Source organism: Blastococcus sp. SYSU D00868 (genome assembly GCF_054050575.1).
The window spans coordinates 55,102-79,060 of sequence record NZ_JBJGZO010000012.1 but is presented as its reverse complement, the minus strand read 5'-3'; the positions used below and the strand labels follow the sequence as shown (position 1 = coordinate 79,060).

20 protein-coding genes and 1 pseudogene are annotated in these 23,959 nt (G+C 77.6%); 6 read left to right on the top strand and 15 right to left on the bottom strand.

Translation table 11 applies throughout. The features are described from left to right. Position 1 precedes the first annotated feature (1 nt). The 5 genes from ACI79F_RS12650 to ACI79F_RS12630 form a co-directional block, all read right to left on the bottom strand. A complete protein-coding gene (locus tag ACI79F_RS12650) occupies positions 2–763 on the bottom strand; it encodes a class I SAM-dependent methyltransferase (RefSeq protein WP_456543122.1) in 762 nt (253 codons plus the stop codon). A gap of 7 nt (positions 764–770) precedes the next feature. Beyond that, positions 771–3,629: a type I DNA topoisomerase gene (gene topA / locus ACI79F_RS12645; RefSeq protein ID WP_456543123.1), complete on the bottom strand. Its 2,859-nt coding sequence runs from the start codon at positions 3,627–3,629 to the stop codon at positions 771–773. Between the two features lie 209 nt (positions 3,630–3,838). Further along, positions 3,839–5,407 (bottom strand): alpha/beta hydrolase, encoded by a 1,569-nt coding sequence (locus tag ACI79F_RS12640; RefSeq protein ID WP_456543124.1) that lies wholly within the window; start codon positions 5,405–5,407, stop codon positions 3,839–3,841. Continuing rightward, entirely contained in the window at positions 5,404–5,721 is a 318-nt protein-coding gene (locus ACI79F_RS12635; protein ID WP_456543125.1) for a hypothetical protein, read from the bottom strand. The genes ACI79F_RS12640 and ACI79F_RS12635 overlap by 4 nt, the downstream gene beginning before the upstream one ends. Before the next feature lie 170 nt (positions 5,722–5,891). Beyond that, positions 5,892–8,153, bottom strand: a complete 2,262-nt coding sequence (locus tag ACI79F_RS12630; RefSeq protein WP_456543126.1) for a sodium-translocating pyrophosphatase — start codon at positions 8,151–8,153, stop codon at positions 5,892–5,894. 222 nt (positions 8,154–8,375) lie between these two features. On the opposite strand from ACI79F_RS12630, the gene ACI79F_RS12625 reads away from it, so the two are divergent. Then, positions 8,376–10,901, top strand: a complete 2,526-nt coding sequence (locus ACI79F_RS12625; protein ID WP_456543127.1) for a DEAD/DEAH box helicase — start codon at positions 8,376–8,378, stop codon at positions 10,899–10,901. Between the two features lie 66 nt (positions 10,902–10,967). On the opposite strand, the pseudogene ACI79F_RS12620 reads toward ACI79F_RS12625, so the two are convergent. From ACI79F_RS12620 to ssd, 7 genes and pseudogenes are all read right to left on the bottom strand, one after another. Next, positions 10,968–11,303, bottom strand: a pseudogene (locus ACI79F_RS12620) (Rv3654c family TadE-like protein); the annotation flags it as partial. Next, complete coding sequence (locus ACI79F_RS12615; RefSeq protein WP_456543128.1) at positions 11,300–11,689, bottom strand: TadE family type IV pilus minor pilin; 390 nt, start codon at positions 11,687–11,689, stop codon at positions 11,300–11,302. The gene ACI79F_RS12615 and the pseudogene ACI79F_RS12620, both read right to left, overlap by 4 nt. A gap of 2 nt (positions 11,690–11,691) precedes the next feature. Then, on the bottom strand, positions 11,692–11,952 hold the full coding sequence (locus ACI79F_RS12610; protein WP_456543129.1) for a DUF4244 domain-containing protein: 261 nt from the start codon (positions 11,950–11,952) through the stop codon (positions 11,692–11,694). Positions 11,953–12,110: 158 nt separating this feature from the next. After that, a complete protein-coding gene (locus tag ACI79F_RS12605; protein ID WP_456543130.1) occupies positions 12,111–12,839 on the bottom strand; it encodes a type II secretion system F family protein in 729 nt (242 codons plus the stop codon). After that, the gene (locus tag ACI79F_RS12600) at positions 12,836–13,612 is read right to left on the bottom strand and encodes a type II secretion system F family protein (protein WP_456543131.1); all 777 of its coding nucleotides are present in this window, start codon (positions 13,610–13,612) and stop codon (positions 12,836–12,838) included. The genes ACI79F_RS12605 and ACI79F_RS12600 overlap by 4 nt, the downstream gene beginning before the upstream one ends. Before the next feature lie 23 nt (positions 13,613–13,635). Continuing rightward, positions 13,636–14,781 carry a TadA family conjugal transfer-associated ATPase gene (locus ACI79F_RS12595; RefSeq protein WP_456543132.1) on the bottom strand — a complete coding sequence of 382 codons (1,146 nt, stop codon included), beginning with the start codon at positions 14,779–14,781 and terminating at the stop codon, positions 13,636–13,638. Then, positions 14,778–15,863, bottom strand: a complete 1,086-nt coding sequence (ssd, locus tag ACI79F_RS12590; protein ID WP_456543133.1) for a septum site-determining protein Ssd — start codon at positions 15,861–15,863, stop codon at positions 14,778–14,780. The genes ACI79F_RS12595 and ssd overlap by 4 nt, the downstream gene beginning before the upstream one ends. A gap of 126 nt (positions 15,864–15,989) precedes the next feature. On the opposite strand from ssd, the gene ACI79F_RS12585 reads away from it, so the two are divergent. Together ACI79F_RS12585 and ACI79F_RS12580 are read left to right on the top strand one after the other, a co-directional pair. After that, the gene (locus ACI79F_RS12585) at positions 15,990–16,838 is read left to right on the top strand and encodes an HAD family hydrolase (protein ID WP_456543134.1); all 849 of its coding nucleotides are present in this window, start codon (positions 15,990–15,992) and stop codon (positions 16,836–16,838) included. Positions 16,839–16,907: 69 nt separating this feature from the next. Further along, entirely contained in the window at positions 16,908–17,186 is a 279-nt protein-coding gene (locus tag ACI79F_RS12580; protein ID WP_456543135.1) for a hypothetical protein, read from the top strand. A gap of 11 nt (positions 17,187–17,197) precedes the next feature. Here ACI79F_RS12580 and ACI79F_RS12575 read toward each other — a convergent pair whose 3' ends face one another. Then, a complete protein-coding gene (locus tag ACI79F_RS12575) occupies positions 17,198–17,983 on the bottom strand; it encodes an oxidoreductase (RefSeq protein WP_456543136.1) in 786 nt (261 codons plus the stop codon). A 90-nt stretch (positions 17,984–18,073) separates the two neighbouring features. Between ACI79F_RS12575 and ACI79F_RS12570 the strand changes: the two genes are divergently transcribed. Genes ACI79F_RS12570 through ACI79F_RS12560 form a run of 3 tightly spaced genes read left to right on the top strand, consistent with a single transcriptional unit; the run spans position 18,074 to position 19,904 of the window. After that, the gene (locus ACI79F_RS12570) at positions 18,074–18,625 is read left to right on the top strand and encodes a histidine phosphatase family protein (RefSeq protein ID WP_456543137.1); all 552 of its coding nucleotides are present in this window, start codon (positions 18,074–18,076) and stop codon (positions 18,623–18,625) included. Beyond that, positions 18,622–19,143 carry a bifunctional adenosylcobinamide kinase/adenosylcobinamide-phosphate guanylyltransferase gene (gene cobU / locus ACI79F_RS12565; protein ID WP_456543138.1) on the top strand — a complete coding sequence of 174 codons (522 nt, stop codon included), beginning with the start codon at positions 18,622–18,624 and terminating at the stop codon, positions 19,141–19,143. Before ACI79F_RS12570 ends, cobU begins: the two co-directional genes overlap by 4 nt. Further along, positions 19,140–19,904, top strand: a complete 765-nt coding sequence (locus ACI79F_RS12560; RefSeq protein WP_456543139.1) for an adenosylcobinamide-GDP ribazoletransferase — start codon at positions 19,140–19,142, stop codon at positions 19,902–19,904. Before cobU ends, ACI79F_RS12560 begins: the two co-directional genes overlap by 4 nt. 80 nt (positions 19,905–19,984) lie before the next feature. Here the strand turns inward: ACI79F_RS12560 and ACI79F_RS12555 are convergent, their stop codons facing one another. Both ACI79F_RS12555 and cobN read right to left on the bottom strand, forming a co-directional pair. After that, positions 19,985–20,143: a hypothetical protein gene (locus ACI79F_RS12555; RefSeq protein WP_456543140.1), complete on the bottom strand. Its 159-nt coding sequence runs from the start codon at positions 20,141–20,143 to the stop codon at positions 19,985–19,987. A gap of 162 nt (positions 20,144–20,305) precedes the next feature. Further along, on the bottom strand, positions 20,306–23,929 hold the full coding sequence (cobN, locus tag ACI79F_RS12550; protein WP_456543141.1) for a cobaltochelatase subunit CobN: 3,624 nt from the start codon (positions 23,927–23,929) through the stop codon (positions 20,306–20,308). Between the last annotated feature and the right edge of the window lie 30 nt (positions 23,930–23,959).

The following is a 23,959-nucleotide window of genomic DNA, read 5'->3' as shown; positions in this document are numbered from 1 at the left end:
GCTACACCGGCTCCAGCCGGTAGGCGTCGGTGCGGTACGGCAGCTCGAGGACCGCCCGGCCGCGGGTGTCCGGGTGGCGGGCCAGCAGCTCGCGCAGGCCGCCCAGGAAGCCCGCCCGCGTGGCGTCGTCCATCGTGGCGACGTAGCTGCGGGTGCCGATCCCGGCCACGACCTGCTCCGGGGTGACCCGCTGGAGGACGGCCGACTCGGCGTGCGCGACCCGCGCGGGCAGGGCGCGGGCGAACGCGTCGACGACCCCCTGGTCGGCGTCGTGCCCGCGGGCCTCGGCGGCCAGCGCCTCCCCCAACGCGCGCACCCAGGGCACCCGCTCGTCGCGGGTGTTCCAGACGAACCCGGCCACCCCGCCCGGGCGCAGCACCCGCCGCAGCTCCGCCGCGGCCTCGGCCGGCCGGAACCAGTGTGCCGCCTGGCCGGCGACGACGGCGTCGACCGAGGCGTCGGGCAGCGGGACGTCCTCGGCCCCGCCGGCCGCCGTCCGCACCTGCGGCAGGCGGGCCCGCAGCTGGGCGAGCATCTCCGCCGACGGGTCGACGGCGACCACCTCGTGCCCCGCGGCCAGCAGCACCTCGGTGAGCAGGCCGGTGCCCGCGCCGAGGTCGAGCACGCGCCGCGGGTGGCGGCCGAGGAGGAAGGCGACCGCCTCGGGCGGGTAGCCCGGCCGGAGCGCGGCGTAGTCGGCCGCGACCGACCCGAAGGACGTCCGGCGGGCCTGCCAGGCCGCCGGGTCCAGCGAGTCGGTCACGGCCGGGTCAGCTCAGGGGGACGGCGTCGGCCGGGCTGGCCGCCTTCTTCTTCGCCGGGGCCTTCTTGGCCGTGGCCTTCGCGGCGGTCTTCTTGGCCGTCGCCTTGGTCGCCTTCTTCGTGGCCTTCTTCTTCGTGGCGGCGGGCCGGCTGCGCCGGTCGGCGAGCAGCTCGGCCGCACGGTCGAGGGTGATCGACTCGACGTCGTCGCCCTTGCGCAGGCTCGCGTTGGTCTCGCCGTCGGTGACGTACGGGCCGAAGCGGCCCTCGCGGACCGTGATCGCGCCCTGGGTCACCGGGTCCGGGCCGAGCTCCTTGAGCGGCGCCGCGGCCGCGCGCCGGCCCCGCTGCTTGGGCTGGGCGAAGATGGCCAGCGCCTCCTCCAGCGTGACGCTGAACAGGCGGTCCTCGCTCTCCAGGGACCGGGAGTCGCTGCCCTTCTTCAGGTAGGGCCCGTAGCGGCCGTTGAGCGCCTGGATCTCCTCGCCGTCGGGCGCGGCGCCGACGGTGCGCGGCAGGGTCAGCAGCTGCAGCGCCTGCTCGAGGGTCACCGTCTCCGGCGACATCGAGGAGAACAGGCTCGCCGTCCGCGGCTGGTCCTTGCTGCCCTCGGGCACCACGGTGGTCACGTAGGGCCCGTACCGGCCGGCCTTGACCACCACGGGGTGGCCGCTGCCGGGGTCGGTGCCCAGCTCGCGGTCGCCCGAGGGCGCGGCCAGCAGCTCGGCGACCTTGTCGCTGGTCAGCTCGTCCGGCGGCAGGTCCTCGGGGAGGCTGACCCGCCCGCCGTCCTCGCCGGCCTGCAGGTACGGGCCGTAGCGGCCGACCCGGACCACGACCGGCTCGCCGCCGGGCCCGGTCGCGCGCAGCGGGATCGAGTTGACCCCGCGGGCGTCGATCTCCTCCAGCCGCTGCCCGATGACCTGCTTGAGGCCGCCGGCCTGCGCGATGGCTCCGGCGTGCCGGCCCTCGCCGCCGAAGTAGAACTCGGTCAGCCAGTCGACCCGCTGCAGGGTGCCGCCGGCGATCTCGTCGAGCTCCTCCTCCAGCGAGGCGGTGAAGTCGTAGTCGACGAGCTGCGCGAAGTGCTGCTCGAGCAGGTTCACCACGGCGAAGGCGACGAAGGAGGGCACCAGCGCGGCGCCCTTCTTCCACACGTACCCGCGGTCCTGGATGGTCTGCATGATCGACGCGTAGGTCGACGGGCGGCCGATGCCCAGCTCCTCCAGCCGCGCGACCAGGCTCGGCTCGGTGTAGCGGGACGGCGGCGTGGTCGTGTGCCCCTTGGGGTCCAGCGCCCGGGTGTCCAGCTGCTGGCCGCGCTCGACGCGGGGCAGCCGGCGCTCGGAGTCGTCGGCGCCCTGGTCGTCGTCCCCGCCGTTGCTGCCCTCGTCGCGGGACTCGACGTAGGCGCGCAGGAAGCCGGGGAAGGTGATGGTGCGGCCGCTGGCGGTGAACTCGACGGCCTCGTCGGTCGCGCTGCGCCCGGCCAGCCGGATGCTCACGGTCTGCCCGACGGCGTCGGCCATCTGCGAGGCGACGGTGCGCTGCCAGATCAGCTCGTAGAGCCGGAACTCGTCGCGGGCGAGCTGGCCGGCGAGCTGGCCGGGGGTGCGGAAGCTGTCGCCGGCGGGGCGGATGGCCTCGTGCGCCTCCTGCGCGCCCTTGGCCTTCTTCGCGTACCGCCGGGCCTCGGCCGGCACGTAGGCGTCGCCGTAGAGCTCGCGGGCCTGGGTGCGCGCGGCGTTGATCGCCTCGTTCGACAGGTTCGTCGAGTCGGTGCGCATGTAGGTGATGTGGCCGTTCTCGTACAGCCGCTGCGCCACCCGCATGACCTGCGCCGAGGACCAGCCGAGCTTGCGGCCGGCCTCCATCTGCAGGGTGGAGGTGGTGAACGGCGCGTAGGGACGGCGGCGGTAGGGCTTCTCGTCGACCCGGCTCACCATGACCTGACGGCCCTCGAGGCGGGCGGCCAGGCCGCGGGCGCCGGCCTCGTCCAGGTGCACGACCTCGCCGGTGACCCGGCCGGTCGACGGGTCGAAGTCGCGGCCGGTGGCGACCCGGCTGTCGTCGACGCTGACCAGCTTGGCGCGCAGCGTCGTCGGCTCGCCGTCGTCGCCGGCGGTGCGGCCGGGGACGGCGAAGGTGCCCTCCAGCGACCAGTAGTCGGCGGCGTGGAAGCCCATCCGCTCGCGCTCGCGCTCGACGACGATGCGGGTGGCGACCGACTGCACCCGGCCGGCCGACAGCTTGGGCAGGACCTTCTTCCACAGCACGGGGCTGACCTCGTAGCCGTAGAGCCGGTCGAGGATGCGGCGGGTCTCCTGGGCGTCGACCAGCGCGGTGTCGAGCTCGCGCGGGTTGGCGACGGCGCGGGCGATCGCCTCCGGGGTGATCTCGTGGAACACCATGCGGCGCACCGGGACCCGCGGCTTGAGGGTGTCGACCAGGTGCCAGGCGATCGCCTCGCCCTCGCGGTCCTCATCGGTGGCGAGGTAGACCTCGCTCGCCTCCTTGACCAGCTGCTTGAGCCGGCTCACCTGCTGCTTGCGGTCGGGGCTGACGACGTAGAGCGGCTCGAACTGGTTGTCCACGTCCACCCCGAGCCGCGCCCACGACGCGCCCTTGTGCTCGGCGGGCACGTCGGCGGCGTTGCGCGGCAGGTCGCGGATGTGGCCGACGCTGGCCTCGACGACGTAGCCGCCGCCGAGGTAGCCGGCGATCTTGTTCGCCTTGGTCGGCGACTCCACGATGACCAGCGGCCGGCCGCCGGCCGCCGAGGTGCGGCGGCGGGCAGGGGTACGGGTCCCGCCGGCCGTCTCGGTGGCGGGGTCGCTGCCGTTCTTCGCGGTCTTCGTGGGGGGCACGGTGCTCCTGTCGGTGCTGCTCTGGCTCGGGCTCCGGCGCGGGACGCCGGGGGACGCCGTCGTGCGCGTCCGCCCTCGGCGACCGCCACGGTAGGCCACGACCCCGGTGCGGCACCGGGCGGCGACCGTCCGTGGGCGTGCCGACACCCGGTCCAATGGCCGACCGGGGCCCGGTGTTCCCCGGCTCGCCCGCGCCTCGCTCGTCCGGGTCACGGGTCGAACCCGCCCACGAGCACCTCCCCCATCGCGACCAGCGTCGGCCGGTCGGGGTCGTAGTAGTCGGAGTGGCTCATGTCCTCCTCGACCGGCAGCGCGGTGGCGCCGTAGTCCTCGTCCCAGACGGCGTCGGCGAAGACCGGGTGGCCGGGCAGGTCGGGCATCAGCGGCACGAACCGGATGGGGTCGTCGCCCCCGGTGGCCTGGTAGACGTCGCCCACCTCCAGGTCGCCGGCGTCCCCCTCCATGCCGGGACTCCCGGCGAGGACCACGTCGTCGGCGGCCAGCCGTCCGGGCTCCTCCGCGGCCGCGGCCACGACCTGGCTGCCGTAGCTGTGCGCGAGGACCACCGTGTGCGCCCGGCCGCCGCTGGTCGACCGGGCGGCCGCCAACCCGTCGAGGGTGCCGGCCAGCGGTCCCCCGCCGGCCTGCGCGTACGCGGGGATCCAGGCGTACCCCAGGTCCGGCGGCGTCCGGTACCCGAGCCACGCGACGGTGGCCACGGCCGCCCCGGGGGCCGCGGCGAGCGCGGCGCCGGCGACGGCCGCCGCGTCGTCCACGACGGCGTCGAGGTCGTCGGTCACCGTGGTGGCGGTGCCCGGGACCAGCACGCCGACGTGGTCGGCGGTGTCCAGGTCCCCGAGCGCCAGCGCCACGAGACCCTGCTCGGGCGCGAACTCGTAGAGCTGCACGGCCTCGCCGGCGGCCTCGCGCGCCGCGATCTCCCGGAACGTGGCCTGGGCGACGTCCGCGCCGGGGGCACCGGCGTCCACCAGGAGGCGCCCCAGCAGCAGCCGGTTGGCGCGGTCGCGGGCCCAGGCCGGCAGGCCCGCCGTCGCCCCGATGAGCTCGGGGTGGCCGGTGATCCAGGCGTTCCGCTGTTCCTCGGACAGGGCCGCCCACCACCCGGCCGCGCGGGTGGGCCCGGCGGGCGGTGCGACCGTCGCCGGGACACCGGCCAGCCCCACGACCGCCATCAGGTCCCCGAGGTCCGCCGGGACGGAGCCCCCCACGACCCCCACCCCGCCCAGGGCGGCGACCGCGTCCTGGGCCGCGAGCGCCGCCTGCCCGGCCGAGCGGAGCGCGTCGCCGGCCAGCTCGGCGGCGACCGCCGCCGCGCGGGACTGCGCGGTGATCGCCTCGAACTGCTGCTGCAGGGCGACGGCCGGGTCGACCGAGGGGTCCAGCGGGACGTCCGGCAGCGGGCCGAGCCGGCCCTGCTCGTCCAGGGAGACCGGTACCGCCGCGGCGGCGGCCAGGGCCTCGCCGGCCAGGCCGGCCGCGGTGGCGACCGCGGCGACCATCCGATCGGCGTCGTCGAGCGACGTGGCGAGTGCGGCGGACACCTGGGTGACCACGGTGGAGACGTGGACCAGGGCGTCCGCGGTGGCGGTGGCGGCCGGGCCCGACCAGGAGCCGGTGTCCCCCAGCGCCCGGCCGACGTGCTCCACCCGCGCCCGCCAGGCGACCAGCCGCTCGCCGACGTCGCCCAGCGTGGTGACCGCGTTGCGCAGCGGCGCGGCGTCCCACCGCGCCACCCCGGACAGGCCCGAGCCGGTCACGGGACCGGCACCCCCGCCCGCGCGAACAGCACCCGGTCGGACAGCGCGGCGTCGTGCAGCCGGTACGCCTGCACCGCCTGGCGGAGCGTGCCGGCGAGGGCACCGGTCCCCTGCGCGACGACGTCGACCAGCCCCGCCCAGCCGGTCCCGAGCTGCCCGGCCGCGGCCGCGGTGTCGCCGTCCACGGCGGAGGCGAGGGTGTAGGTGGCCGAGCGGCACAGCTCGGCTTCGGTGGCGAGCTCGGCGGCCAGCGCGGCCAGTTCCTCGGCGAGGTCCTGGACGGCGCGCAGCTCGATGGAGACGGTGACGGACACGAACAGGACCTCCCGGCGGCGGCGCCGGCCCACTCGGACCGGCGCCGCGGCACGTTAGGGAGGTCCGGGCTCGGAGGGCCGTCCGTCGTCCACATCCGCCGCCCGCGTCCACAACGTCCCGGCCGCGGGTCCCGCGGCGCCCCCGGCACCGCAGGATCCGCGGCGTGGGATCACGGGACGGTCGCCTTCACCTCCGCACCCGCCGGCTGGCTGCTGGCCCCGCCGACGACCACCGACCGGCGCTTGGAGACGACGACCGCGGCCACGATCACCGCGGTGGCCGCGAGCGCGATGAGCACCCGGACCGCGTCGTTCTGGTCCTCGCCGAGGGACAGGCCGACCACCGCGGGCGCGATGAGCAGCGCGACCAGGTTCATCACCTTGATCAGCGGGTTGATGGCCGGCCCGGCGGTGTCCTTGAACGGGTCGCCGACGGTGTCGCCGATGACGGTGGCGGCGTGGGCCTCGCTGCCCTTCCCGCCGTGCTCGCCGTCCTCCACCATCTTCTTCGCGTTGTCCCAGGCGCCGCCGGAGTTGGCGAGGAACACCGCCATCAGCGTGCCCGCGGCGATGGCCCCGACCAGGTAGGCCGCCAGCGGGCCGATGCCCAGCCCGAAGCCGACCGCCACCGGGGCGAGGACGGCGAGCAGGCCGGGGGTGGCGAGCTCGCGCAGCGAGTCCTTCGTGCAGATGTCGACGACGGCGCTGTAGTCGGGTCGCTCGCTGAAGTCCATGATCCCGGGGCGGGTGCGGAACTGCTCCCGCACCTCGAACACGACCCGCCCAGCGGCCCGGGACACCGCGCTGATGGCCAGCCCGCTGAACAGGAACACCACGGCCGCCCCGATGAGCGCGCCCGTGATGTTGTTCGGGTTGACCAGACTGAACGCGTCGCCGAGGGTCGCCCCCGCCTCCTCCAGCGCCACCCCGACCTGGGCGTTGTACGAGCCGAACAGCGCCGTGGCGGCGAGGACGGCGGTCGCGATCGCGATGCCCTTGGTGATGGCCTTGGTGGTGTTGCCGACCGCGTCGAGGTCGGTGAGCACGCGGGCGCCGTCCTCGTCGATGTCGCCGGACATCTCCGCGATGCCCTGCGCGTTGTCGCTGACAGGGCCGAAGGTGTCCATCGAGACGATGACGCCGGCGGTGGTGAGCAGCCCGCAGCCGGCGAGCGCGACCGCGTACAGGGCCGCGCCGCCGCCGATGAGGAAGGCCACGTACACCGCGCCGCCGATGAGCAGCGCCGCGTACACGGCGCTCTCCAGGCCGAGCGAGATGCCGGAGAGGATCACCGTGGCCGGGCCGGTCAGCGAGCTGCGGCCGACGTCCTTGACCGGCTTGCGCGAGGTCTCGGTGAAGTAGCCGGTGAGCTGCTGGATGGCCGCCGCCAGCACGATGCCGACGAGGACCGACAGGAAGCCGAGCACCTGCGGGCTGACCACGGTGTCCTCGAGGTCGGCGACGCTGGGCAGCACGGTGAACGACGCCGCGGCCACCAGGACCAGCGAGACGACCGCCGAGGTGAAGAAGCCCCGGTTGATCGGCGCGAGCCCGCTGGAGTCGTTGCGGCCCGGGTTGCTGGCGAGCACCCCGACGACCGACGCGATCACCCCGATGGCCGCCACCACCAGCGGGAACACCATCCCGTCGGCGCCCAGGAACACCTGGCCGAGGATCAGCGCGGCGACCAGCGTGACGGCGTAGGACTCGAACAGGTCCGCGGCCATGCCGGCGCAGTCGCCGACGTTGTCCCCCACGTTGTCGGCGATCGTGGCGGCGTTGCGCGGGTCGTCCTCGGGGATGCCCGCCTCGACCTTGCCGACCAGGTCCGCGCCGACGTCGGCGGCCTTGGTGAAGATGCCGCCGCCGACGCGCATGAACATCGCCAGCAGCGCCCCGCCGAACCCGAAGCCCTCCAGGACCACCGGTGCGGTCTCGTCGAAGAACAGCAGCGCCAGCGCGGCACCGAACAGGCCGAGGCCGATGGTGATCATCCCGACAACGCCGCCCGTGCGGTAGGCGATCCGGAAGGCGGGGACGTACCCGCCGCCGCGCGCGGCCGCCGCCACCCGGACGTTGCCCCGGGTGGCCAGCGTCATGCCGATGAACCCGACCGCCGCGGAGAACAGGGCGCCGACGAGGAAGAACACCGCGCGTCCCGCCTTGGTCCCCCAGCCGCCCTCGGCGACGGGCAGGACCAGGAGCAGGACGAAGACGATGACGGCGAACACGGCCAGGGTGCGGAACTGTCTGCGCAGGTAGGCCGCCGCGCCTTCCTGGACCGCCCGCGCGATCTCGCGCATGGTCGTCGTCCCCTGGTCGGCGGCCATGACCGCTCGGACCAGGTACGCGGCGAAGGCGAGGGCGGCGAGGGAGATGGCGAGGACGACGACGACGAGCGCGACGTCCCCGCCGGACAGAGCGGTCTCCAAGGTGGTTCCTCCCAGCGGTCAGCGACTGCCGGGACACACGCGCCCCGGACGGCGGAGGTCTCGTCCGCACGGCGGTCCTCGCCGGGTCGGACGCCGCGTGAGTGTAAGCGAGATCACACCCCGTAGCGGTAGTCCTTCCTCGGGACCATTGCCGGCGCGGGTGTCTCGTGGCCGCCCGTCCGCGCCCGCCCCTCCCTTGCCCGGAGGTGTGACAGTGGAGGGGTGACCACGCTCCACCCGGTCCGGTCGGCTCCCCCTCCCGGCACGGACCATGGTCCCGAGGGGCGTGCCGCACCCGCCGGGCTGCTCCCCGGCGCCGACCTGCTCGACGACCTGCTGGTGGGCACCCCGGAGGAGGAGCACCCGGTCACCCACGTGCACCGGCTGCCCGTGCGGGAGAGCCGGACGCTGCCCTGGCCGGAGTGGGTGGCCGCGGACCTGCGCAGCCGGCTCGAGGAGCAGGGGGTCACCGCGCCCTACCGGCACCAGGTCGAGGCGGCACAACTCGCCCACGACGGCACGTCGGTGGTGGTCGCGACCGGCACCGCCTCCGGCAAGTCGCTGGCCTACCAGCTGCCCGCGCTGAGCCGGCTCGCGGAGGACGACCGCGCCTGCGTGCTGTACCTGGCGCCGACCAAGGCCCTGGCCCGGGACCAGCTGGCGTCGGTCGCCGCGCTGGCCGACCGGTCCGTGCGGCCGGCGGCCTACGACGGCGACACCCCCACCGAGGAGCGCGACTGGGTGCGCCGGCACTCGCGGTGGATCGTGACCAATCCGGACATGCTGCACCGCGGCGTGCTGCCCGCCCACCAGAAGTGGTCGTCGACCCTGCGCCGGGTCGCCTACGTCGTCGTGGACGAGTGCCACGCCTACCGCGGGGTCTTCGGCTCGCACGTCGGGCACGTGCTGCGGCGGCTGCGCCGGATCTGCCGCCGGTACGGCGCCGAACCGGTGTTCGTGCTGGCCTCGGCCACGGTCAGCGACCCCGCGGGGGCCGCCAGCCGGCTGGTCGGCGCGCCCGTGGTCGCCGTGACCGAGGACGGGTCGCCGCGGCCGGGCGCCACCTTCGCGCTGTGGGAGCCGCCGCTGACCGAGCGCCTCGGGGAGCACGGTGCCCCGCTGCGCCGCTCCGCGGCCAACGACGCGGCGACGCTGCTGGCCGACCTGGTGGAGCGGCAGGCCCGCACCCTGGCGTTCGTGCGGTCGCGGCGCAGCGCCGAGTCGGTCGCCGACCAGGCGCGCCGGGTGCTGGTCGAGCGCGGCCGCGCCGACCTCGCCGCCCGGGTCGACTCCTACCGCGGCGGCTACCTGCCCGAGGAGCGCCGCGAGCTGGAGCGGGCCCTGTCCTCCGGTGAGCTGCTCGGGGCGGCCACCACCAACGCCCTCGAGCTGGGCATCGACATCGCCGGCCTGGACGCCGTCGTCCTCGCCGGGTACCCGGGGACGCTGGCCTCCCTCTGGCAGCAGGCCGGCCGCGCGGGCCGCGCCCAGCGGGAGTCGCTGGTCGTGTTCGTGGCCCGCGACGACCCGCTGGACCACTACCTGGCCCACCACCCCCGCGCCGTCTTCGGCCGGCCGGTCGAGGCGACGGTCACCGACCCCACGAACCCCTACGTGCTCGGGCCCCAGCTGTGCTGCGCGGCCGCCGAGCTGCCGCTGGTGCCGGCGGACCTGCCCGAGTTCGGTGGCCCGGCCGCCGAGGCGCGGCTGGCGGAGCTGGTCGAGGAGGGCCTGATCCGGCGCCGCCCGGCCGGCTGGTACTGGGCCGGGCGGGGACGTCCCGACGTCGACATCCGCGGCGACGGCAACGCGCCGGTGTCGATCATCGAGGGTGCGACCGGCCGCCTGCTGGGCACCGTCGACGGCGGCGCCGCGCACTCCACGGTGCACACCGGTGCGCTGTACGTGCACCGTGGCGAGACCTTCGTGGTCGACGAGTTCGACGTCGAGGACGCGTGCGCGGTCGTCCACGCCGACTCCCCGGAGTGGACCACCGTGGCGCGCGACGTCACCGATCTGTCGGTGGTCGACGTCGACCGGTCCCGCCGGCTGCGCACGGTGACCGCGCACACCGGCGTCGTCGACGTGGTGAACCAGGTCGTGGCCTACCAGCGGCGGCGGCAGGGCACCGGGGAGGTGCTGGCCGAGTTCCCGCTCGACCTGCCGGCCCGCCAGCTGCGCACCCGCGCCGTGTGGCTGACCCTCGACCCGACGGCGATCGCCCGCGCAGAGGTCGACGACGCGACGCTGCCCGGCGCGCTGCACGCCGCCGAGCACGCCGCGATCGGCATGCTGCCGCTGCTGGCCACCTGCGACCGGTGGGACCTCGGCGGGCTGTCCACGGCGCTGCACCCGGACACCGGCACGGCCACCGTGTTCGTCTACGACGGCCACCCGGGCGGGGCCGGCTTCGCCGAGCGGGGCTTCGCCGTCCTGCGGCGGTGGCTGCAGGCGACCCGGGCGACCATCGCCACCTGCGAGTGCGAGAGCGGCTGCCCCTCGTGCGTCCAGTCGCCCAAGTGCGGCAACGGCAACGACCCGCTCGACAAGGCCGGCGCCGTGCGGGTGCTCGACGTCGTGCTCGACGAGCTCGCGGCCGCCGACGAGCGGCGCCACCTCGACGGCACCGCGACCGGGGCCGACGAGGACCCCGACGCCGGCCGTGACAGCGACCCCGGGGGCGACCTCGCCGGTGACGTCGACCGCGCCGAGGAAGCGGTCGCCGACGAGGACGACCTCGTCTTCTGAGGAGCCGGGCCCGACCGTGCCGCGGGGCGCGGCGGCCGGGCCGTCGGGGGCGACCGGGCCGGCGCGGGCCCGGGCGGCGGCGTGCCGGGTGCCCAGCGGCCCGAGCCGGACGGCCACGTCGACGGCCACCGACACGACCGCGCCGGCGCCGACCGAGCAGCTTGCCAGCGCGGCCCCGTTCGCCTGCGCCACCTCGGCGGCCACGGCACAGGCGGCCGGATCCCCGGCGACCGCCCGCCCGGCGGCCGCGAGCGCGGCCAGGTCGGCGGCGGCCGCGGCCCGGTGCCGCGCCGTGACCGCAGCACCGACGAGGACCGCCGCCAACCCCAGCGCGGCCAGGACGCCGCTCAGCGCGACCACCCAGACCGTCGCCGACCCGCGCTCGCCCCGCAGCCGGCTCATCCCGCCCCCGGCAGCGCGCCCGGCTCCACCTCGGCGACCGCGGTGGCGGTGACCTCGACGGTGAGCGGCACGGGCCCGAGCGGCGGCACCGCCACGCTCACCGTCACCCGCACCCGAGCGCCGTCGACCTCGACGGCCGTGGTCGCCCCGTCGGGCGCGGCGGCCGCCGCCACCGCGCGCACCGCCGCGGCGTCGTCGCCCCGCGCGGCGGCCCGGGCGCCCTCGCGGGCGGCGTCGACGCAGCGCAGGTGGGCGCCGACGACCGTGACCGCCGCGACCGCGGCGGCCAGCACGACGAGCAGCACCGGGAGCACCACCGCCGTCTCGGCGGTGACCATGCCGGCCTCGCCGCGCAGCCGCCGCGGCCCCCGGGAGCGGGCGTGCACGGTCAGGAGAGCGCGGCCAGCGCCGACGCGACGAGGTCGGTCAGCGCGGTGACGATGGACCCGCCGGTGACGACCTTGTAGAGCACGGCCGCGAAGGCGGCGGCCGCGATCGTCCCCACGGCGTACTCGGCGGTGCTCATGCCGGCCTCCGGCTCCGCGGTCAGCCGGGCCCAGCGGCCGGCCGGGCCGCGCGCGGCCCGGGGCGCAGCGCCGTCGCCGGCCTCGGCGGGGACGGCGGTCAGGGCCTCGTGCGGTGCGGTCATGGGTCCTCCTCGGTCCGGGCCCGCCCCTCGCGGGCTCCTCCCCCGACCCTCGGGGCGGCCGTGGCCGGGATCCACCGGCCGGGCGGTCCTGTGGAGAGGGCCGGGGCATGTGGACGGCGGGCGGGTGGACGGCGGGCACGGGGGCGACGCGGCCGCGCTCACGGCAGCACGTCGGCCGCGATGCCGAGCACGACCGGCGCCACACCGAGGCAGACGAAGGCCGGCAGGAAGCAGGCACCCAGCGGCGCCAGCACCCAGACGCCGGCCCGGCGCACCCGCACCTCGGCCCGGGCGCGCAGCGCCGCCCGCCCGTCCACGGCCAGCGCCCGCAGCGCCGCGACGACGGTCGAGCCCGACTCGCCGGCGCGGGCCACCACGCGGCCCAGCGCCGCGACCGGAGCCGGCACGCCGGCCCACGCCGCCCGCGCCGGCGAGCCGAGCCGGTACCGCCCGGCCACCGCCGCCAGCTCGCCGCCCAGCGGTCCGGGCAGCGCGGCGGCCACCGCGGCGAGGGCACCGCCGACCGGCAGGCCCGCGGTCAGGCAGACGGCCAGCAGGTCGCACGCCACGGGCAGCTCGTCCTCCAGCGCCGCGCGCGCCCGCCGCTCCCCGTCGTCGCCCGCGCGGCGGAGCGCCCGCTCGACCCCGACGGCGACGACGAGGCCGCTCACCACGCCGGCGGTCCCGCCCACCAGCAGCAGCGCCGCGGCCCCGGCTGCCGCGGCGAACGCCCACCGGCGGCGCGGGCCCGGCTCATCGGGGACCGCCGCCGTGGCCGGGGCCGGCGCCCGGGCCAGCGCACGCACGCGGGCGCGGAGGCGCCACCGCGCCGGCGGCCAGGCCAGCAGGGCCGCGGCGCCCAGCGCCAGGGCCGCGGCCGTGCTCACCGCGCCACCCGCCGGACCAAGCGGCCGGTCCAGGCCAGCCCGGCGCACTCCAGCGCCACCCCTCCGACGAGCAGGACCTGCCCGGTGCCGGTCGTCGTCAGCACCCGCCAGGGGTCGGCGCCCACCCCGCTGCCCATCAGCAGGGCGAGCAGCGGCAGCCCGGCGAGCAGCGCCGCGCTGGCCCGCGGACCGGCCAGCGCCGACCGCAGCTCGAGCCGGTGCCGCCGCCGCGCCCGCAGGTCGTCCTCCACGGCGCCCACCACCGCCGCCAGCGAGCACCCGGTGCGGACGCTGAGCTGCACGGCGGAGGCGAGCCGGGCGACGGCCGCGTCCCACGCCCCGGCGTCCGGCGCCGGCGCGGGCACCGCCGCCGGAGCCCGGACGGCCCGCACCAGGGCCTCCGCGCCGGCCGGGTCCCCGCACGCCGCGCCGGCCGCCGCGGCGGCCTCGTCGAGCGGCCGCCCGCTGCGCAGCTCCGCGGCGAGGGCGCCCAGGGCCTCCGTGAGCGCGTCCACCCGCTCCTCCTCGGCGCCGGCCCGGCGCCCGCGCTGCCGGACCAGCACCGCCGCGCCGGCGACGCCGCCGGCCAGCGCCGCGACCAGCGGAGTGCCCACCAGCAGGCCACCGACGACCGCCGCGCCGACGGCGACCCCAGGGGACCACCGACCGGCCGGGAGGCGCAGAGCGTTCCCCGGGCGGGCCGGCGGCCGCCCCGGTGCCCACGGCCGGCCGGCCGGCCACACGAGCACCGCGGCGGCCAGCAGGAGCGGCACCCCCGGAGCGAGGGCCGGGCCGGTCACCGCCCGCCACCGGCGGCGAGCAGCTCGTCGAGCCGGCCCCGCCCGGGGCAGGCCCCGCCGTCGGCCCGCCAGGCCGGCTCCACGACGACCAGGTCGCCGGCCCGCCGGACGACGCCCAGCTCCTCGACCCGGCGGACCCCGGCGGTGCGGCGCAGGTGCACGACGACGGACAGCGCCGCGGCCGCCTGGCTGTGCACCGCCGCCTGGTCCAGGCCCGCCGCCACGCCCAGCGCCTCGAGGCGGGCCGGCACCTCGGCGGAGCGGTTGGCGTGCAGGGTGCCGCAGCCGCCGTCGTGGCCGGTGTTCAGCGCGGCGAGCAGATCGGTCACCTCCGCGCCGCGGACCTCGCCGACCACCAGCCGGTCGGGGCGCATGCGCAGGGCCTGGCGGACGAGGTCGCGCAACCCCACGGCCCCGACCCCCTCGACGTTGGGCGGCCGGGTGACCAGCCCGACCACGTGCGGGTGGGCGGGGGTCAGCTCGGGGGCGTCCTCGCAGAGCACGATGCGCTCGGCCGGGGCGACCTGCCCGAGCAGCGCCGACAGCAGGGTGGTCTTGCCGGAGCCGGTGCCGCCGGTGACGAGGAAGGCCAACCGCGCGGCGACCACCGCCCGCAGCAGCGCGGCCGACCCGCCCGGCAGCGTCCCCCGGTCGGCGAGGTCGGCCAGCCCCAGCGAGCAGCGCCGCAGCACCCGCAGCGACAGGCACGTGCCCCGCGCGGACACCGGGGACAGGACCGCGTGCAGCCGGGTGCCGTCGGGCAGCCCGGCGTCCACCCACGGGGCGGCGTCGTCCAGCCGGCGCCCGGCGGCCGCCGCCAGCCGGACGGCCAGCCGCCGCACCGCGTCGTCGTCGGGGAAACGGACGGCGGCCCGCTCCAGGCCGGCGCCGCGGTCGACCCACACCTCGTCCGGGCCGTTGACCAGGACGTCGCTGGTACCCGGCGCGCGCAGCAGGTCCTCCAGCGGCCCGGCACCGGACAGCTCGTCGACGGCGGCGCGCACGGCCGACAGCACCGCGGCGTCACCGGCCAGCGTGCCGGCCTCCTCGCGGACGAGGGCGGCCACCGTGGACCGGCTCGGTGCGGTGGGCTCGGTGGCCAGCCGCGCCCGGACCCGCTCGACCAGCGGCGCCCCGCTCACGGCTGCGCCCCGACGGGCTCGGGCAGCGCGGCCAGGACCGCCCGGGCGGCGGCGCCGGTCGGGGTCCGCGGCCCGGTCGGCGGCGGCTCCCCGCGCTCGCTGCGGGCCACCGCCACGCGGTCGTGCGCGAGCTCGGCGACGACCGGCCGGCCGACCAGGTCGGCCACCTCCGCAGCGGCCAGGCCGCCGGGGACCCGGCGCACGACCAGGCGCGCGGCCCCCCAGCCGGACCCGCCGTCGACCAGCGCGCGGGCCGCGCAGGCGGCGCGGACCCGGGCCGGCACCACCAGCACCGCCAGGTCGGCGTCGGCCAGCACCGCCTCGGCGAACGCGACGCCACCAGGCTCCGGGCCCCGCGGCAGGTCGACGACGACCGGCCACCCGCCGGAGCGCCCGGCCTCGACGACCGCGGCCACCGCCTCCGGTGGCGGGGCGGCGGGCGAGGCCCGGGAGGCGGCGAGGACGCCGGCCCCGCCCACGGCCGGCAGCGCGGCCATGACCGCCTCGCCGGACACCCGGCCGCGCAGGCCCGCCAGCTCCGGCCAGCGCAGCCCCTCGACCGCCTCGGCGCCGACCACCAGGTCCAGCCCGCCGCCGAGCGCGTCGCCGTCGACGAGCAGCGCCCCGCGCCCGCCCGCCGCGGCGGTGAGGGCCAGCGCCGCGGCCAGCGTGCTGGCGCCCGCGCCGCCGCAGGCGCCGCCCACCGCGACCAGCCACCCGCGCTCCACCGGCGCGCGCAGCGCGGCGCCGGCCCGCTGCAGCACCCACGCCTCGTCGGCGGGCAGCACCGCGACCCGCTCGGCGCCCAGCTCCACCGCCGCCGCCCAGCCGGCCGCCGGCAGCTCGCCCCGGGCGACGACCACGACGCCGGGCCGCCGCGGCAGCGCGCGGACCGGGCCGGTTCCCAGCACGTCGGCGCCGAGGAGGACCAGCGGCGCCTCGCGGTGGGCCCGCCGCAGCGCCGGCCCGGCCGTGGCGACCTCGGGCTCGGCGCCCGCGGCGGCCAGCAGCCGCAGCGCGTCGTCGAGCAGGTCGTCGTCGGCACTGACGAGGAGTGGGCGGGGCGCGGCGAGGTCGGGCACCCGGCCAGCCCACGGCGCGACGGCGGGAGACGCGAGGGGCCGGTGGGATCTGTGGATGACCCGAACGGGTGTGGACGACGGCATGGCCCCGGTCACACCCCGGGTGTCCGCTTACAGTCGTGAACCGTGACCCGCGCAGCGGCGTTCTTCGACCTGGACAAGACGATCATCGCCAAGTCCAGCACCCTGGCCTTCGGGCGGCCGTTCTTCGAGGGCGGGCTGATCAACCGCCGCACCGTGCTGAAGGGCGCCTACGCGCAGTTCGTCTTCTCGCTGGCCGGCGCCGACGCCGACCAGATGGAGCGGATGCGCTCGCAGATCACCCGGATGTGCACCGGGTGGGACGTCGCGACCGTGCACGAGATCGTCCGGGAGACGCTGCACGACATCGTCGACCCGCTGGTCTACGCCGAGGCCGCCGACCTGATCGAGGAGCACCGGGCCGCCGGCCGGGAGATCGTGATCGTCTCCAGCAGCGGCGCGGAGATGGTCCAGCCGATCGGCCAGATGCTCGGCGCCGACCGGGTGGTCGCCACCCAGATGGTGACCGAGGAGGGCCGGTACACCGGCGAGATCGACTTCTACGCCTACGGCGAGAACAAGGCCGCGGCGATGCGCCAGCTGGCCGCCGACAGCGGCTACGACCTGGCCGACTGCTTCGCCTACAGCGACTCGGTCACCGATCTGCCGATGCTCAGCGCCGTCGGCCACCCGACGGCGGTCAACCCCGACCGCGGGCTGCGGCGGGCCGCGGCCGAGCGGGGCTGGCCGGTCCTGGAGTTCAGCCGCCCGGTGTCGATGCGGGCCCGGTTCGCCGTGCCGACCGCGCCGGTCGTCACCGGTGCCGCGATGGGCGTCGGCGCCGCGGTCGTGGGCCTGGCCTGGTACGCCCGCCGGCGCGCGCTGCGCGAGACGGCCGGCCCGCCGCTGACCCCGGCCCCGGCGACCGGGCGGCGCCGCCGCCGCGGTGCCTGACCGGCCGCACCCCCGGCACTCCGGCGGGTCACCGCCACTCCCCCGCCGCGCTGGGCCATCCTGCGCGTCGTGCTGACCGTTCCGCTGGCCTGGACGGCGGTGCTGGGCGCCGTCGTCGGCGCCGCGCTGTTCGGGCAGACGGCGCGTACGGCGGCCCGCCCGCGCCGGCGGCGCAGCCCCGTGCGCACCCGGATCGGGCTGGCGGTGTCGATGTCCGGCCCCTGGCTGGCCCTGCTCGCCGGGGCCGCGGCGGGCGCGGCGACGGGCGCGTGGCTCCCCGCGGCGGCGGCCACCGTGGCCGCGGTGGTCGTGGTGGCTCTCACCGGGCTGGCGCTGGCGCCCCGCTGACGGCGGGCCGGTCAGCCGCGCAGGATCGCCTCGGCGACCGCCAGCCCCTCCACCGCGCCGTGCTCGGTGGCCCGGCAGCAGTGCACCAGCCACGCGGCCACGCCGTCCGGGCGGCCGGAGGCGAAGCCGGCGAGCGCGGCGTCGTAGGCCTCCCGGCCCAGCTCGACGAACCCGACCTCGGGCACGGAGACCGCCTTGGGGTCCAGGCCGCGCACGATGCCGGTGAGCCGGCCGGCGGCCCGCGCCACCACGCCGTCCGCGGTGCCGAAGGGCGCCAGCGACGCGAGCTCCCCGTGCACCACCGCGGCCACGAGGACGGCGGGCACCGTGCTCGTGCCGGTGACCACCGCCGACAGCGCCGACAGCCGCGGCCCGGCGTGCGGCCGGGGCCGGCCCAGGTCGGCGCGGTCGGCCAGGTCGGCCGCGGCCAGCACGTGCAGCCGGGCGAGCACCTGACCGGGCGCCCGCGACCACGTGTCGACCAGCGAGCCCAGCGCCACCGAGGCGCGCAGCGCGCCCTGCACGACCGGGTCGGTGACGCTCCCGGCGCGGACGTCGGCCAGCGGGACGTCGACGCCCTCGAGCGCCGCCGACGCGCGGGCGCCGCGCAGCGCGGACTCGCCGCTGACCTCGGCCGACCGGTTGCGCATCAGCCGGTGCCGGAGCAGCCGGTCGATGGCCGCCCGCGCCTGCTCGGCGGCGTCGCGCACGCCGGGCAGCTCCAGCAGCGGGGCCAGCGGGTCGGGCGCGGTCGGGCGGGCGGCGGGCGAGGCGCCGGGGCGGACGGGGATGGTCACGCCGACGACGGTACGAGGGCCGCGCACCCCCGGGGGCACCCGATCCGGGGACGACGCCGCGACAGGGGCCTCGTCTACGCTCCGCACGCCATGTCGCGACCGCTCACCCTCCTGCTGGTGCGCCACGGGCAGAGCGAGTGGAACGCCGCCGGGCTCATGCAGGGCCAGACCGCCGACGTCCCGCTGACCGACCTCGGGCACGCCCAGGCCGCCACCGCCGCCCGCGAGCTGGCCGGGCTGCGCCCCGGCGCCCTGGTCTCCAGCGACCTGCGCCGCGCCGTGCAGACCGCCGAGCACTGCGCTCGCGCCACCGGTCTGCCCCTCAGCACCACCCCGGCGCTGCGGGAGCAGGGGTACGGCGTGCTCGAGGGACGGCCGTCGCGGGAGCTGTGGGACGTCGTCGACTGGACCGATCCGCACTGGGCGGCCGAGGGCGGGGAGAGCCTCGCCGAGCTGCACGGCCGGGTCGCCGCCTACCTCGACCAGCTGTGCGCCGACCGCCCCGCCGACGTCGTCGCGCTGGTGACGCACGGGGACACGATCCGGGCCGCGCAGGCCGTCGCGGGCGGCCTCGGCCCGGACGCGATGCCGGCCGTCACCCCGCACAACGGCACCGTGACCCGCCTGGAGATCTGCCGGTGAGCCGGGTGCTGGTGCTGGGCGGGTCGCGGTCGGGCAAGTCCGCCCACGCCGAGTCGCTGGTCGCCGACCGGTCCGACGTCGTGTACCTGGCGGCGTCGGCACCGGCGCCCGGCGACGCCGAGTGGGCGGCGCGGGTGGCCGCCCACCGGGCCCGGCGCCCGGCCTCCTGGACGACGCTGGAGACGACAGCGCCCAGCGACCTGCTGCGCGGCGGCACGGTGCTGGTCGACAGCGTCACCACGTGGGTGGCCGCGCTCATGGACGAGACCGGCGTCTGGGACGACGCGCCGGGCTCGGCGCAGCGGCTGGCCGGCCGTTGCGACGCGCTGGTGAACGCCTGGGCGATGACGCCGGCGCACGTGGTGGCCGTCAGCGACGAGGTGGGGCTGGGGGTGGTCCCCGAGACCCGGTCCGGGCGGCTGTTCCGCGACACCCTCGGGGCGGTCAACCAGCGGCTGGCCGGCACCGCCGACGAGGTGTGGTTCGTGGTGGCCGGGCTCCCCCAGCGCCTGCGGTGAGGTGGACCGGGCCGCTGGAGTCGGCGGCGCTGCTGACGGTGCTGCGGGTCCCGGCCGCGGCAGCCGCGTCGACCCGCGGGGTGCTGCCGTGGGCGCCGCTGGTGGGGCTGGTGCTGGGCGGCGCGGCGACCGGCGTCGCCGTGGCCGGCACGCACCTGGTCTCGCCGTTGACCGGGGCGGTGCTCGGCGTCGCCGTGCTGGCCGCCCTCACCCGCGGCCTGCACCTGGACGGGCTGGCCGACACCGCCGACGGGCTGGGCCCGCTGCGCGGCCGCGAGCGTGCGCTGCAGGTCATGCGGCAGGGGGACGTCGGCCCCTTCGGGGTGCTCGCCCTGGTGCTGACCGTGCTGCTGCAGGCCGCGGCGGGGGCGGCCCTGCTGGCGGTCGACGGCGGCTGGGTGGCGGTGTGGACGGCGCCGGTCGTCGCGCGGCTGGCGATGGCCCGCACCGGGCTGCCGGGGGTGCCCACGGCGGAGGGCTCGTCGCTGGGCCGGGCGGTGGCCGGCACGGTGTCGGCGCCGTGGCTCACCGGCTGCGCCGCGGCGGCCGCCGCGCTCGCCGGCGGCGCGGCCTGGCTGGTCGGCGGGCCCGGCGCCGCGTGGCGGCTGCTGGTCGCGGCGGCCGCCGGGCTGCTCGCCGCCGAGGTGCTGCGGCGGCGCGCCGGCGCCCGGCTCGGCGGGGTCAACGGGGACGTGATGGGGGCGATGGGCGAGACGACGGCGACCGTCGTCCTGCTGGCCGCGGCCGCCCTGGACGGGTAGCGGGCCCCGCCCCCCTCAGGGGACGGGGCCCGTCGGGTCCCGAGGCGCCGGGCGCGGTCAGCCGCCCGGCCCGGCAGGGCTCAGCGCCGCCCGGTCAGGGAGCCGATCAGGCGGCCCAGGCCGCCACCGGCCGGTGCGGCCGGTGCGGCCGGGGTGCGGCGGCCGAAGCCGGCACGGGGCATGGTGCGCCCGGTGGACATGCGGCCCATCCGGCCGCTGGGGGCGGCCGACCGGCGCATGCCGCGACCGGACGCGGCACCCCGCGCAGCGCCGCGGGCAGTGGACTCTGCAGTGCCGAGGATGCGGTTCAGGATGCTCATGGGCCGATGTGTGCCCCGGTCACCGACGGCTATCCCTCGCCCCGCACCTCCCCGGCGTGGCGTCACGCTGAGCAACGGGCATCAGGCGGGAGCGCCCTGCTGCGCCGGTGTCTCCCCGCCCTCCAGGTCACCCTCGGTGTCCAGGTAGGCCTGCCGCAGCTCCGCGAGCAGCGCCGGGTCCGGCTGCGCCCACATCCTGCGGTCGACCGCCTCCAGCAGCCGTTCGGCGATGCCGTGCAGCGCCCACGGGTTGGACTGCTCGAAGAACTCGCGCTGCTCGGGGTCCAGCACGTAGGTCTGGGTGAGCTTCTCGTACATCCAGTCGTCGACGACGCCGGTCGTGGCGTCGTAGCCGAACAGGTAGTCGACGGTCGCCGCCAGCTCGAAGGCGCCCTTGTAGCCGTGCCGCCGCATGGCCGCCAGCCACTTGGGGTTCACCACGCGGGCGCGGAACACCCGGGCGGTCTCCTCCCCCAGCGAGCGGGTGCGCACCGACTCCGGCCGGGTCGAGTCGCCGATGTAGGCCCGCGGCGCCCGGCCGGTCAGCGCCCGGACGGTCGCGACCATCCCGCCGTGGTACTGGAAGTAGTCGTCGGAGTCGGCGATGTCGTGCTCGCGGGTGTCGACGTTCTTCGCCGCGACCGCGATCCGCCGGTAGGCCGCCTCCATGTCCGGCCGGGCCTGCACGCCGTCCAGCCCCCGGCCGTAGGCGTAGCCGCCCCACACCGCGTACACCTCGGCCAGGTCGGCGTCCCCGCGCCAGTCCCGGCTGTCGATCAGCGGCAGCAGCCCGGCCCCGTAGGCGCCCGGCTTGGAGCCGAACACGCGGGTGGTCGCCCGGCGGCGGTCGCCGTGGGCGGCGACGTCGGCCTCGACGTGGGCCCTGACGTGGTTCTGCTCGTCGGACTCGGCGGACAGGCCCGCGACGAGGGTCACCGCGTCGTCCAGCATCGTCACCACGTGCGGGAAGGCGTCCCGGAAGAAGCCGCTGATCCGCACGGTGACGTCGATCCGCGGCCGGCCCAGCTCCTCGAGCGGGATCGGCTCGAGGCCGGTGACCCGGCGGGAGGCGTCGTCCCACACCGGGCGGACGCCGAGCAGCGCGAGCACCTCGGCGACGTCGTCCCCGGAGGTCCGCATCGCCGAGGTCCCCCACACCGACAGCCCCACCGAGCGCGGGTACTCGCCGGTGTCGGCCAGGTAGCGGGCGACCAGGGACTCGGCCATCGCCTGGCCGGTCTCCCACGCCAGCCGCGACGGGACCGCGCGCGGGTCGACGGAGTAGAAGTTCCGGCCGGTCGGCAGCACGTTGACCAGCCCGCGCAGCGGCGAGCCGGACGGCCCGGCCGGCACGTAGCCGCCGTCCAGGGCGTGCAGGGTCGCGTCGAGCTCGTCGGTGGTGCGGGCCAGCCGCGGCACCACCTCGTCGACGGCGAACCGCAGCACCGCGGCCACGCCGTCGTCGTCGCGGCCCAGCACGTCCCGCACCACGCCGGGCACGGCGTCGGCGGTCCAGCCGGCCGACTCCATCCCGGTCACCAGGGCCGTCGCCGTCGCCTCGACCGCGTCGGTCGCCCGTAGCCCCGCGGAGCCGTCCTCGACCAGCCCCAGCGCCTCGCGCAGGCCGGGCAGCGCCACCGAGCCGCCCCAGATCTGCCGGGCGCGCAGCATCGCCAGCACCAGCCCCACCCGGTCGTCGCCGACGGGCGGGGAGCCGAGCACGTGCAGGCCGTCGCGGATCTGCGAGTCCTTGATCTCGCACAGCCACCCGTCGACGTGCAGGATCATCTCGTCGAAGTGCTCGTCGGCCGGGCGCTCGTTGAGCCCGAGGTCCGCGTCGAGCTTGGCGGCCTGCAGCAGCGTCCAGATCTGCGCGCGGACGGCGGGCAGCTTCGCCGGGTCCATCGCGGCGACGTTCGCGTGCTCGTCGAGCAGCTGCTCCAGCCGGGCGATGTCGCCGTAGGTGTCGGCGCGGGCCATCGGCGGCACCATGTGGTCGACCAGCGTGGCGTGCGCCCGGCGCTTGGCCTGCGAGCCCTCGCCCGGGTCGTTGACCAGGAACGGGTAGACCAGCGGCAGGTCGCCGATCGCGGCGTCGGGCGCGCACGAGGCCGACAGCCCCACGGTCTTGCCCGGCAGCCACTCCATGTTGCCGTGCTTGCCGACGTGCACCAGCGCGTGCGCCCCGAACACCGACCGCAGCCACCAGTAGGCGGCCAGGTAGTGGTGCGACGGCGGCAGGTCGGGGTCGTGGTAGATCGCGATCGGGTTCTCGCCGAAGCCGCGCGGCGGCTGCACCATCACGACGACGTTCCCGGCCCGCAGCGCCGCGAAGACGATCGAGTCGTCGGTCTCGTCGACGAACAGCGAGCCCGGCGGCTGCCCCCAGTGCTCGACCATGGCCGCGCGCAGGTCCTCCGGCAGCGTGTCGAAGAACGCCCGGTACTCGGCCGCGGCGATCCGCACGGGCTGCCCCGAGAGCTGCTCCGACGTCAGCCAGTCGGCGTCCTGCCCGCCCGCGGCGATCAGCGCGTGCACCAGCGCGTCGCCGTCGAGGTCGGCGACGCCCGGCAGCGCGTCCGGCCCGTCGAACGGGCCGATGTCGTAGCCGGCGCCGGCCATCGCCGCGAGCAGCCGCACCACCGACGCCGGGGTGTCCAGGCCGACGGCGTTGCCGATCCGCGAGTGCTTGGTCGGGTAGGCCGACAGCATCACGACGATCCGCCGCTCGGCGGGCGGGGTGTGCCGCAGCCGGGCGTGGGCCACCGCGGTGCCGGCCACCCGCGCCGCGCGCTCGGGGTCGGCGACGTAGGAGGTCAGGCCGTCGGCGTCGGTCTCCTTGAAGGAGAACGGCACGCTGATCAGCCGGCCGTCGAACTCGGGGATGGCGACCTGGTTGCCGACGTCCAGCGGCGAGAGCCCGTCGTCGTCGGCCAGCCACTCCTCCCGCGAGCGGGTCAGGCACAGGCCCTGGATCACCGGGACGTCGAGCGAGGCGAGCGCGCCGACGTCCCAGGCGCCGTCGTCCCCACCGGCCTGGGCGGTCGCCGGCCGGGCGCCGCCGGCGGCCAGCACCGTGACGACCAGCGCGTCGGCGCCGCGCAGCGTCTCCAGCAGGCCCTCGTCGACCGACCGGAGGCTGGAGGTGAACACCGGCAGCGCCGAGCCACCGGCGGCCTCGATCGCGGTGCACAGCTCCTCGACGAAGCCGGTGTTCCCGGACAGGTGGTGGGCCCGGTAGTAGAGGACGGCGATCCGCGGGCCACCACCGGCGGACGACGGACGCTCGAGCACGCCCCAGTCCGGCGCGACCGACGGCGGCTCGAAGCCCTCCCCCGTGAGCAGCACCGTGTCGGAGAGGAACCGGTGCAGCTGCACGAGGTTGTCCGGGCCGCCCTGCGCCAGGTAGCCGTGCGCCTCGGTGGCCACGCCCATCGGCACGGTCGACAGCTCCATCAGCTCCGCGTCGGGCAGCTGCTCCCCGCCGAGGACGACGACCGGCGCCGGCCCGGCCAGCAGCGGCGCCAGCACGTCCTCGTACTGGCGGCGCACCCCGAGGATCCGGACGACGACGAGCTCGGCGCCGTCCACCAGCTCCGCGATCCCCTCGTCGCCGAGCCGGACCGGGTTGCCCAGCCGCCACGGCGCGCCGCTGGCGCGGGCGGAGAGCAGGTCGGTGTCACTGGTGGAGAGGAGGGCGAACACGCGGCCGACGCTACCTGCGGGGCGCCCGCC